Annotated in this window: 16 protein-coding genes; all 16 read right to left on the bottom strand. The window is 45.0% G+C overall.

Going from position 1 to position 10,706, the window contains the following annotated elements:
* Nucleotides 1–62: 62 nt before the first annotated feature.
* The gene (locus tag B9N62_RS02685) at nt 63–395 is read right to left on the bottom strand and encodes a hypothetical protein (protein WP_087584263.1); all 333 of its coding nucleotides are present in this window, start codon (nt 393–395) and stop codon (nt 63–65) included.
* Between the two features lie 420 nt (nt 396–815).
* Complete coding sequence (locus B9N62_RS02680; protein WP_087584262.1) at nt 816–1,160, bottom strand: hypothetical protein; 345 nt, start codon at nt 1,158–1,160, stop codon at nt 816–818.
* Nucleotides 1,161–1,163: 3 nt separating this feature from the next.
* The gene (locus B9N62_RS02675) at nt 1,164–1,661 is read right to left on the bottom strand and encodes a hypothetical protein (protein ID WP_087584261.1); all 498 of its coding nucleotides are present in this window, start codon (nt 1,659–1,661) and stop codon (nt 1,164–1,166) included.
* Nucleotides 1,662–1,663: 2 nt separating this feature from the next.
* On the bottom strand, nt 1,664–2,053 hold the full coding sequence (locus B9N62_RS02670) for a phage tail terminator-like protein (protein WP_087584260.1): 390 nt from the start codon (nt 2,051–2,053) through the stop codon (nt 1,664–1,666).
* On the bottom strand, nt 2,040–2,432 hold the full coding sequence (locus B9N62_RS02665) for an HK97 gp10 family phage protein (protein WP_087584259.1): 393 nt from the start codon (nt 2,430–2,432) through the stop codon (nt 2,040–2,042). Before B9N62_RS02665 ends, B9N62_RS02670 begins: the two co-directional genes overlap by 14 nt.
* The gene (locus B9N62_RS02660) at nt 2,429–2,794 is read right to left on the bottom strand and encodes a hypothetical protein (RefSeq protein ID WP_087584258.1); all 366 of its coding nucleotides are present in this window, start codon (nt 2,792–2,794) and stop codon (nt 2,429–2,431) included. The genes B9N62_RS02665 and B9N62_RS02660 overlap by 4 nt, the downstream gene beginning before the upstream one ends.
* On the bottom strand, nt 2,788–3,252 hold the full coding sequence (locus B9N62_RS02655) for a DnaT-like ssDNA-binding protein (protein ID WP_087584257.1): 465 nt from the start codon (nt 3,250–3,252) through the stop codon (nt 2,788–2,790). Before B9N62_RS02655 ends, B9N62_RS02660 begins: the two co-directional genes overlap by 7 nt.
* The gene (locus B9N62_RS02650) at nt 3,249–3,548 is read right to left on the bottom strand and encodes a hypothetical protein (RefSeq protein ID WP_087584256.1); all 300 of its coding nucleotides are present in this window, start codon (nt 3,546–3,548) and stop codon (nt 3,249–3,251) included. Before B9N62_RS02650 ends, B9N62_RS02655 begins: the two co-directional genes overlap by 4 nt.
* 10 nt (nt 3,549–3,558) lie before the next feature.
* Nucleotides 3,559–4,530: a major capsid protein gene (locus B9N62_RS02645; protein WP_087584255.1), complete on the bottom strand. Its 972-nt coding sequence runs from the start codon at nt 4,528–4,530 to the stop codon at nt 3,559–3,561.
* A gap of 4 nt (nt 4,531–4,534) precedes the next feature.
* Nucleotides 4,535–5,125 carry a hypothetical protein gene (locus B9N62_RS02640; protein WP_087584254.1) on the bottom strand — a complete coding sequence of 197 codons (591 nt, stop codon included), beginning with the start codon at nt 5,123–5,125 and terminating at the stop codon, nt 4,535–4,537.
* Between the two features lie 434 nt (nt 5,126–5,559).
* Nucleotides 5,560–6,927, bottom strand: a complete 1,368-nt coding sequence (locus B9N62_RS02635) for a minor capsid protein (protein WP_087584253.1) — start codon at nt 6,925–6,927, stop codon at nt 5,560–5,562.
* The gene (locus tag B9N62_RS02630) at nt 6,914–8,311 is read right to left on the bottom strand and encodes a DUF4055 domain-containing protein (RefSeq protein WP_087584252.1); all 1,398 of its coding nucleotides are present in this window, start codon (nt 8,309–8,311) and stop codon (nt 6,914–6,916) included. Before B9N62_RS02630 ends, B9N62_RS02635 begins: the two co-directional genes overlap by 14 nt.
* Before the next feature lie 29 nt (nt 8,312–8,340).
* Nucleotides 8,341–9,600 (bottom strand): phage terminase large subunit, encoded by a 1,260-nt coding sequence (locus B9N62_RS02625; RefSeq protein ID WP_087584251.1) that lies wholly within the window; start codon nt 9,598–9,600, stop codon nt 8,341–8,343.
* Nucleotides 9,593–10,120 (bottom strand): helix-turn-helix domain-containing protein, encoded by a 528-nt coding sequence (locus tag B9N62_RS02620; RefSeq protein ID WP_087584250.1) that lies wholly within the window; start codon nt 10,118–10,120, stop codon nt 9,593–9,595. The genes B9N62_RS02625 and B9N62_RS02620 overlap by 8 nt, the downstream gene beginning before the upstream one ends.
* A gap of 9 nt (nt 10,121–10,129) precedes the next feature.
* On the bottom strand, nt 10,130–10,516 hold the full coding sequence (locus B9N62_RS02615; protein ID WP_180382147.1) for a hypothetical protein: 387 nt from the start codon (nt 10,514–10,516) through the stop codon (nt 10,130–10,132).
* A partial coding sequence (locus B9N62_RS02610; protein ID WP_219336779.1) for a hypothetical protein occupies nt 10,517–10,706 on the bottom strand: 190 nt, incomplete at its 5' end. It abuts the gene before it with no gap.

The raw sequence follows: 10,706 nt of genomic DNA, 5'->3' as shown, positions 1-10,706 counted from the left end.
GTTGGTTTGGGGTGTTTAAGTAGGGCTAGCCTCAATTAAGAGGCTAAAAAATAGTATTTTTTTTATTTACAGAATTTATCCCACAAATTTTGAAAATCCGATACTTCATTTTCAAAAAACGTCATATCAGGCTTGCCTGCCGAAATAAACCTAACATTGCCTGCGTAACCGCCAAAGCTATTTTTACTGTTTACTTCCCCGCAAGTCATATGTACGCCGCCCGACTTACTATAAAAAACATTCTTAAACTTGGCGCTATTAGCGTCCTTTAACCTATCTTTCACGGCATCCTGACACTCTAGTATCCACATCCTTTGTTGTTTATCCGCTTTTTCGTATGAAACCCCGCCAAAAACAAGTACAACTGTCATCGCCAGTAGCAAAAACTTTCTCATTTTCTCTCCTTAATAAATTTTCGGTAAATTCTATAATAATTTTGCATAAAAAGTAGCCTTTAAAAGACTACTTTGTGAATTTTGCTTTGATAGATGAAAAAGATTTAGGGTTAAATTCGCCTTGATACGGCGCATAGGCTTGCTTGTCGTCGTTATTTATTTCGGCGGCGTAGATACGACTTAAATTACGTAAAATAGATATTTCCCACCAGTTAAATTTATCGCCTGTTAGCTCGGTATAATTTTTAATATCGTTAAAATCTAAGGCTACCGCGCCAAAGCCGCTATTTTTGCAATATCCTAGCTCGTCAAGCGCGTGTAGCAGATGTCGTCCTTGGGTTACCGGAGGGAACTCGCGCTCTTTAACGTCGGTTTTTGCGTAGTAGGCTAGCTGCCTAACGTATAGCGCGAGCTCGTCGCTTACTTTTTTAAAAAATTTCTCGCATTCTCCGCGAAACGCTCTACTTGATTAGCAATTAGCGGATAGGTTTCGTAAATTCTTTTAGCTTCGTCGTGGCTGAATTTTAGTTCTTTGCCGTTTTCGCTAATACCGCTCCAGCCTACCGTGAGCCCTACCATAACCTCTAGCGTGCTTTGTTCGGCGCCTTTGTTTTCTTTTACGGCGTTCATAAATACCTCGCGTCCTTTTTTGCCGTGAAAGCTTAGCACTTTGATTTTGATGTCGGTCGGTTTGTTGTCAAGATCGAGGATGGTTAGCTCGACACCTGTTTCGCCGTTGCTTATATCGAAATTCTTTAAATCCATAACTTATGCCCCCTTAGCCTCTATGATGTCGTCTAGGCGTGTTATTTTGATGGTTATCGGTACGCGTACGACGTCGTCTTTTGCAATAGATACGCCAGTTTTAGTGTTTATAAACTCGCCCGTGATGTAGGTCGGGTTTTTATTTGCTCCCGTCGCAGGCTCGTCGCTACCCACGATGATAAATTGCTTACGTAGTTTCTTGTTAAACATCTCGGTAAGCTCTTTTACGCCGTTATTTTGCCCCGCCGCATAAAATAGCTTTAATTCCGTCTCGCTATAACTTATAGCTCCCTGGGATACTGCCGTAGCATCCTCGTCTATGCACTCGTATTCGTTGGTTTTACGGGTTTTGGTAAAGTCGCCCAAATCCTCTAAATACGCTATACGTTTTGCCGATGTTAGCGCCGTTTTAATTTTAGCCGCGTCGCCTAAATCAACGTCGGTATTGCAAATATAAAATTTAGTAAGCTGGCTATCTGTTACTTTTAACTGCTCCGCCATTTTCACTCCTTATAAGATTTAAAATAGATAGAAACGGCCACGCCGTAGCGATCGCCGTCAACGCCTAAAATATTAACGCTCGTCGGAGCGGTAATAAAAACCTCATTTTCTAGCTTTACGCCTACTTTAAAAGCTTTTTCGTAAAGTCTCGCCCTCTCAAGAACGTTTTTAACGCCCTCGCCTGCCGGGTAGCGTAAGGTTATTTGAAACACGCCCAATACCTCTGAAATACTATCATCAATTACCGCCGCCTCTGGTTTGGCGGGCAAAAAATAAAGTTGCTGATAAGGCTCGCCCGCCCTAGGCTTAAACGGCGTGTTTTCAAACGCCGTATCGATAGCCGGCGTAACCGCTAAAACCGCTTTTTCTAAAGTCTGCCTAATTTGTAGCATTAGCCGCCCTTTTTACGATTTGTTTCCAACGGATAGCATTGCGCCTTACCATACCTTGCGGGGCCTTTACCTTACTCCAACCCTCAAACTCTATGCGAAAAGCATAAGGCAAATTGTTTGTAAAATAAAAGGTTTTATCTAGCGCTAGCTGATTGTTTACGAGGTTATTGGATCTATCTCCTGCCTTGTTTGCGGTCGCTTCTGTTGTCTGCTCGCTAGCCGCGCCCACGCTAGGAAACCAATTATTTTTAAGCCTACCCGTATCTACCGGAGTGTCGCTGATGATGTCTGAAGTTAGATCAATGACTGATTTTTTAAAGATTTTTAGCGCTTTTTCTTGCGCCTTTGCACTAAAATTCTCTATCTGTCTATCAATCATTTTGCAACTCCGATTAGTTGATGCAGCGCTACGTCCTCGCCGCCCCATACCGCGTCGTTGTATTTGATGGTATAGGAGCAGTGAGGAAACTCTATTACGTCGTTGTTTTGCGGCATAAAAGGCAAGGATTTAGCGGCTATCAAGATCACGTTATCGCCCTCGTTTAATAAGCTTTTTTCTATTAAATTTGAGTAGCTTTTCGCGCTATCGATATACGCCTTTACTTTGTATTCGCTTATTTGCTCGGTCATTCCGCCCGTTTCTGGGTCGTAAATTTGCCCGCTTTTGCGTTTATACGTGCCTACTTTGCCAAATTTTTCAAGCAGTTTAAACGCCGTGTTTTTAGCCTTTTCGTTTAGCATCGTTCTAGCCTCATTATCATTGCGCTTGCAGATTTTAAAAACGGCTTTAAAAGGCTAGCTACATAAGCATATTTGGTGGCAGGGTCAGCGTTTTGTGCGTATTCCACTTCAATGCTGCCTACTTTTTCTTTGGTAGTTAGCCGCTCGATGTCGCTCATTAGCTCGCCCGCGTTTGCCCTTATAGCTAGCTCGCACACGGCAGATTTAAATTTAGCGGGCATCCCGAACGGCGAGCGCGGGAAACTCAAAGCTTGATCGGCTTTTAATCTCTCACCTTGCCATTTGTCGAAATATACCGCCTCTAAATAATCCGTCGCCTTGATAATAGCCGCCTCTTTGTACGCGCTACCCAGCCCAGCCCACATTTGGTTGCCGCGTGCCGAAAAATACTCATCGACAAACTCGACCGAAACGTAAGCGTCGGCATTAGCTAGCCCAGTGCCGTTCTCGGGTATCATTGTCCTAGCTTCTCTTTTATGGCGGCTTTCGTGCCGTCCGCGTTAGTATATTCAACGCCCAAATGAGCCGCTAGCAACTTCAATTCGCCCGCTTTTAACGTATCGAGCCTTGAAATCAGCTCGTCGTAATCGACTTCTTGCGTCGCACCCTTTAGCGTCAGCTCGGGCGGGTCTTTCACTCCGTCGCCATCGTCGAATTTAGCGTCGATGATTGTTAGCCCTCGCTCTTTGGCTAGGGCTTTAACGTCCTCGTTATACTGAAACGTCGGGAATTCTACATACCAAATTTTAGACATTTACAGCCTCCTAATTTTTGGCCGCGTCGCCTATTAGTAGCACGCCTGCGGTATCTTTATCGCTAGCCGCGATCTTATCCCAGTTCGTGCCGGTGCCTAGTTTTGCGTTATCCGGGCTTTTGCCGCCGTTTGCCGTGTCCCAAGAATAGCCCTTGAGCGACAACCCAAACGTATAGTCCGCTTGATAAGTCGTTTCTATGCGCTCTTTGCCGTTGTTGGTCTGGATATTCGTGATTAGATCGCCCGCGTCGCTTACTATCGCGGCACCGGTTGTTAGCGCCAAAACGTAGTCTTTATTCGGTGTTCCCGCTTTGTAAAGAGCCGGCGCATCCGTTACTACTACGCGGCGCCCTAAAATCTCGACAACGAGCACGTTTTCGGCCTTAAATAGTTGTGCGGCGTTTGCTAAATTTTGCCCGATTAGCTTGTGGAATACCGCTCCCCTCATTATATTAGCCGTTATGGCCGCGCTTCTGTCACCGAATTTTGCATACGCGTTGTTTAGGTTGGCTTGGTTTATGCCGCCGCTTGCGCTTACGTCGTTTACTACGCCCGCGTTATTGCCGATAGCGCCTACGAGTGCGGAGATGGCCGTATTTAGCATATCGCTTATCATCGCCTCGCTCATATTTCTTGAAATCACTTCAAGCGCTACGGACGGGTCTTTTTTTATCCACGTTAGCTGCCCCAGCTCAAACACTACCGGACCAAATCCACCTGCTACTTTTACGGCGTTATCTTGCTCTTGTCTTAAGGTCGTAGCCGTAGCCGCGGCATTGGCTGCGTATCTATCTACCCTGCGCTGTGCGGAGTGGATGCCTCTAAAAAAGCTCTCTTGCATAAAATCGCCGTCTATACCCTGTGCGTTTAGAATTATCGTGCCGCCGCTAGCCGCGTTAAATTTCTCTATGTCTTGACTTAGCGTCTCGATCGTAGTGCCTGCTAGGTATTCGGAAAATACCTTCATATCGCTTAGTGCCATATTTTCATTCCTTTAAGTTAAATTTCTCTTTTATCGCAGCTATTCGCTCCTCGCGAGTGCCGCCCCATTTAGCGCCGATATTTACGCTACCGCCGCCTCCGCTAGCTCCTCCGCCTTGACCTTGAGGCGCCGCTATGAAAGCTTTACCGTCTTTTTGCGCCCATTCGCTCACAAACTCGCTTATAGGCTTATCCGCGATATAAGCTTTTAGTTCGCCTTTGTCGTCTTTTAAGCTAGCATTGCCACGCAAAAGAGCTTTGGCCGCTTCTAAAAACTCCGCCTTTACGCCCGCTTTTGCGAGATTATCGCTTAGCCCCGCGTCGATTAGATACTTATTTAGCGAGCCGTTAGCGCTAGCTAGATCGGCGTTTAGCTTTTTCGTATCGGTATCGTATTTTTTAGTGAGCTTATCGTTTTGCTCTTTTAGCTCGTCGTATTTAGCTTCAAGCTCGGCGTATTTTTCGGCTTCTACCGCGTCGCTATTTTTAGCTTTTAGCTTTTTTACCTCGGTTAAAAGCTCTTTATTTTTAGCGCTCATCGCTTCTTTTTCGGCTTGCAAATCACTAACTTGCTTTTTTAGCTCCTCAATATCCATCCTATCCTCCACGAGAGTTAAATTTAAGGCACGGCCTTTGATAGAATAGTAACTTAAATTTTAAAGCGGTTTGGTTTGGTAAAAATATTCTGAAAAAGACCAAATTTGGACAATCCTGCAGGATTTGCAAATTTTGTCATTTTCGCAGGATTTTTTGAGAGCACGAAAAACAAAAAAGTCAAGAGTAAAATTTACATCAAAAACGATGTATAAAATAAAATTCTTACATTGGAAACGATGTATAAAATAAATTTCTTGCGCCGATAAGGATGTAAATTTATAATTTTGCAGTGAGAATATGGTATAATTACAATAACGGCAAGCAAAAGGGATGAGTGAAAACGAAATGCCCTAGCGCTCTTAGCAAGCGCATTATCGCCCCGTGCGGTACGTAGTTATTCTGCGGTATCCGTTCGTGTGAGGGTTGGGCGGTCTCACTGCTTGCCTTTTTTAAATTCTCTCATATCAGCATCCCATTTTCTTTTGTTTATGTGAAAAATTACACCATTATTAGGGTAAATGCCGATGTCGATCATTTTCTTTTTCTTATCGTCTATCGACTTTGCTATTATGAATCCGCCACTACGACGTGCTGCAGGCTTGATAATATCGGGTGCGTTAAAAACATCTTTTATTATATTTACAATATCCGCTTTACCGTCAAACATTTCAGGGTGTTTATTAAATAGATATTCCAAACTGCCCCGTATTTTATCTGTCTTAAGCCCTATTCGACTCTTAATGCCTTTGGGTATATCAAAATGCTTAATATTTTCCTTTGAATATTCCCAAATTTTCTTTTTCTTGGCAAGTTCGCCCAAATCCAATACTCGCCCCTGCTGCGTTATCAAATCCCGCATAGTGATCTTGCCTTGCATAAATAGCTCGGCTCTACCTTTGCCTAGCGTCTTTTCTATCGTTTCGGGGCTTTGGGTTTTTAACCAGTCGTTAAACGTCATATCCTGCGGCACGTAGCCGTTCATAGATGACCTTGTTCCTTTAGGCGCGTCGTTCATCCCATCCACTCCTAACTCATCCCAGCTTTTGGTTACGGGTATTATGGTGCTACGGCAATTAAAATGAGTATTTACGCGCGGTTTGCGAAACGGGAAGTCGTGTCCGATAGGCTTGTAGTCTTTATCCCACGTTAGGCCGTCGTAAGCTCTACACAGCGCAGACGTGCGAGTATCTAGCGTGGCTTGATATTTGTAGCATTTTATGACGTCTTCGTTTGCTTCAAAAAAGGCTTGGCGAATTTCGCTTACTATCGCGCCCGCTCCAGTTAGAGCTATCGCCGTCGCGTCGCGTTTATTTTTCTCTAAAACGTGCGCTATTCTTTGCGCTAGCATCGGCGTCGTCTCGCCTAAGCTCACGCCTATTTTCAGCTCGCGCTCAAGGCGCTTTTTTTGATCGGCATTTAGCCCATTATTCCACGCTTTGACGGTCGCGCCCTCTAGTTGCGCGCTATCTACTAGCCGCTCGATGCTACTCTCTGGCAATACACTAGAAAACAAAACAATCCCCGCTAGCTCGTTGTAGTCTAGTAGATGGTCTTGCTCGTTTTCCGCTAGGGTTAAAAAATCTTTACGCAGATCGGGCGTTTTTAGGCTTTGTTTTAGATCGCTTATCGTTTGAGCTAAATTATTCGTTATGTTTTTCTTTTTTAAAATTTGAGCCTGCAAATCCGCGATCATATCGTCGTAAAATTTCGCTACTTTTTTACTTAGCCCGTTTTTTATCCGCTCGTGCAAAAGAGAGCGCGCGACTTCAAGCTCGGCTATAAGTTGATTAAACGGCTTCATCGCTCGGCGTTACCTGCGGCGCAGCTTGTTCTAGTTTGGCTTGATAGTCCTCGTAACTTTGTATAGTTTTAGGCATTAGCTCACCTTTTAAGAGCGCATCATAAAGCACTTCGTTTGGAATATCCCCGCTTTGGATGCCGGCTATGATTTGGGCTAATAGCTGCGGTTCGATCATCGTTAGGTTATAGTCGGTATTTATCTCGTATATTAAATTCTCGCTCGCGATGTTTTCAAAAAAGGCGATGTCTTTTAAAAACGATACTATCCCCTCGCTAATCGTAGAAGCTACGCTAGTTAATACCGCATTTTCGCCGCTCTTTCGCATTTGTAAGGTTTCGGTGGCTTCAGCGGTCTTTTTCTCGTCTAGCAAAAGTCGCGCGCCTAAAATCGACATCCGCTTTTCTTTGACTGCGATACGGTTTTCAAGCGTGCTTAAACCGGCGCCGCTAAATTCTAAAAAGCCAACCTTTGCGCTCGGATCGTTTATTACCCAAACGGCGGTAGAGCCTATTTTTAGCTTTTCGCTACTCTCGCCTTGATAGCCCGTGACGTAAGGCGTAGGCAACGCCGTAAAATGCGTGCCGTGCTCTAAATCTACTTCGCTTCTAAAATGGCTAATATTAACTTTAGCCAAATCAAGCAAAGGCGGCTTTTCTACCGCTGTTTTTAAGTCGTTCACGTTAAAAAACGTAAACGGCAAATATTCAAGCTTTTGCCCGTTCGCGCTCGGGTAAATTTCGCTAACTACTTCAAAATTCCCCGCCTTGGTTTCGCTAAATACTCTTTGACGGTAGTAGCCCTCGTGCAAATCAAGTACTCGGTAGCGCGTTTTTATCTTATCTACAAACTCGTCCTGCATCGGCTCGGCGTAGGTTTCAGCAAGCACCACGAGCGATGTAACGTTTGAGCCGTTTATTTTCGTGGTTTTCCAGTTGATAATGTTTTCGGCCTTATAAAGCGTGGCGTAGGCTCTTAAATTTAATCGCTCGGCTTCCAGCTTGGAATAATCCGCCTTTTCAACGCTAGGCAGATCCACAAGCACCCCGCAACGCCCGACGCTTAGGCACTCGTCGGCGATATTTTTAGCAAGAGCTTCTAGCGTGTCATCATCTAGGCTGATATTTTCGCCGATCGTCTTTAACGCTTCTGGCAACTCCACTTTAGGCGGCTTGGCAAAAAGTAGCCCCGTTAGCGCGACCTGCGTTCTAGCCGTCGCGTTGTAAAACTCCGCTCGCCCTACGTAGGCGCTGTATTCGTCCTCTTCTTGATCGCTTAATTTAGGCACGTATTTTTCTTTTGCCACCTCGCCCGCCAAAGCATCGCGCATTAGCTGCCATTTGGTTAAATTCTTAGAATATTCGGGATGTTTTGCATTTACCGCCATAAGAAGCCTTTTTTCTTTGCATTATACGCTTAAATGCCGACTACCTTGATTTGGTAATCTCGCGCAGCTATCGGGTATTTATACGCGATTAAGTAGCCTAACGCGTCATTGTAGTCGTCGTTTGCGGGGTGGGCGTCGCTTTTTTCGGGCAACTGCGTCTTATTATCCCACGCTTGCTGCTCAAGAGCTTTGGTTAAATTCGGGCATTTTGAGACATTGACGAGCAAGCGGCGTTTGTCAAATAGGTTATTTACGCAATTTACGCGATCTTTTATGCTAGGGTTTGAGTGATTGACGAATACCAAATGCCCCGCGCCTCTTAAAATTTGCGCGTCCGTTTCGCTCGCGCTCGTTTTTCTATTCTGCCCGCTCGCGTCTGGATAAATGATGATTTTATGCCCTTTGTAGCGATCGCGCAAAGTTTGAGCCATAGCGTATGTGTCGTAACTTATGACCTCATCTACCGCGTGCGTGGTTATTATGCCGTTTTTGTCCAATCGCTCTACGCAGACTATGTTTATGCAGCCGCCTACGTTAAAATCCGCGCCTATGTGTAGTGTTTCGCCCTCTTTGATAGTTTCTGTGCTTGCGTGTGTATCGCGGCTAAAATAGCTATACACCGTGCCGCTAGTTAGGTTTACGAATTCGCCCTCTAAATACGCTTTTAGTAAATTCTCGGGGTATTGTTCTTTTAACGTGTCGATAAAATCGGGCGGCAGATATTTATTATCGGCGGTTTTTGCTTTGATTAGCCGTTTAGCCTCGCCGCCTTTTTCTATGAAAATTTGATACGTGGCGCGGAAACCCTCAGGCGTCGTCGTGATGATAAATTGCCTAGTATTGCCGGCTCTTAAACGCCCCAGTAGTTTTTCATAAGCTTTTAGTGCGATCTCGGTCTTTGACGTATCAAACTCGTCGCATATTATCCAAGCGGCGTTTATGCCGATAAGTCGCTCCCAGTTTTCCATACTGCGGCATAAAATAGGCGTTTTGGCACCGTTTACGTCCAGAGTAAATACCGCGCTTGATTTATTAAATTTATACGGCACGCGCCATTCGACGAGCGCGTTTTCAAGGTCGCCAAACAAGATGTCGCGCAAGAGCGGATACGTTGGCTCGGTTATCACGCCCGCACAACCGGGGTTTAAAAACGCTAGCTGCAAGGCTTTTCTAACCGCGGCGTAGGTTTTGCCCGCGCCGTAACCGCTCACTAAACCTATAATTTTCGTGCTTGTGTCGGCTAGTAGCTCGTATTGGTGCGGTAGCAGCTTGACCTCTAGTTTACTCATCTTTGCTTATCACGATTTGTTGAATTTGTGCTTCTTGGCTTACGTTTGCGTTGTTTATCGTGGTGCCGCCAAAACGAGGATTAACGCCGAGCGTTAGGCTGGCTTTATCTATCGCGTCTTGCAAGGCTTTGAAGTCGTTTGCGTTTAGCTCCACAGGCTCGAAAGTTTGCACCCCGTCGCCGACGCCCACTTTTTCGTATTTGGTGTTTTTGTCTAGCATTTCCGTGATTTTGGCTAGGTTTTTTTGGGTAGCGTTTTCGATTAGCCGCCTATTATAAAATTCGTCTCTCGCAGCGTTCGCGATCGCGTTCGTTTGTTCGGGCGGTAATGTTTCTCTTGCCGACAGCAACGCTACTTGGGCGTTCACTAGGTGTTCGTTTTTGGCTTCCACCCCTTTTGTAATTTTATTTATCGTGCTGGTGGATAAATCGTATTTTTTAGCCAACTCTCTTTGCGAAAATTTGCCCGTTAAGTGGTCGGCTATTATTAATTTTCTTACCTGCTCTGATAGCTTCGCCACCCGCTCCCCTTAAAATTTAAACTCTAGTTGTTCTTTTTTAACCCTACGCGGGCGTTTGGTTTTGTTCCTTAGCTTCGCGCCGCTTTTGTCGTACGACCTCTCAAATACGCTATACGCCTCAATGTTTGCGAAGTCATCGCGGCTAAATATAACGTCCGTTTTAGGGATTGTAGCTAATACGGCTTCTTTGTATGGTTTCATCGGATCGGTTTTAAATTCAGTACGCACGCCCTCTAGCACATCGAGGTATTCGGGCTTATATCTGGCAAATTCTAGGTCTTTATATGCCCGCTTCGGCTCGATGCCGATTTTTAGCGATATTACGCACGCCATAAGACGGAAGTCGTCATTAAAAAACTCCGATAATGCATAAAATCTATTGACGTCGTATTTCAATCAGCGCGTTCTCCATAGCTCGCTCTTGATAAAATCTATCGCCTCGCCCGAGCCGTAGCAAACTTTCGCCTTTGCGTAGTCGTAGCAGTTGATAGTATCTACCCAGTCCTCTTGTTCGTCCGATACTCTGCTTAGACTCTTTTTTGCTCGTTTCATCTCGACAAATACGATCTTGCTGGGCAAAAATACG

Origin of the sequence: Campylobacter concisus, from assembly GCF_002165785.1 — a bacterium.
Taxonomy (GTDB): domain Bacteria; phylum Campylobacterota; class Campylobacteria; order Campylobacterales; family Campylobacteraceae; genus Campylobacter_A; species Campylobacter_A concisus_W.
Note: the sequence above shows the minus strand (reverse complement) of the source record. Positions and strands in the feature narration are given on the sequence as shown.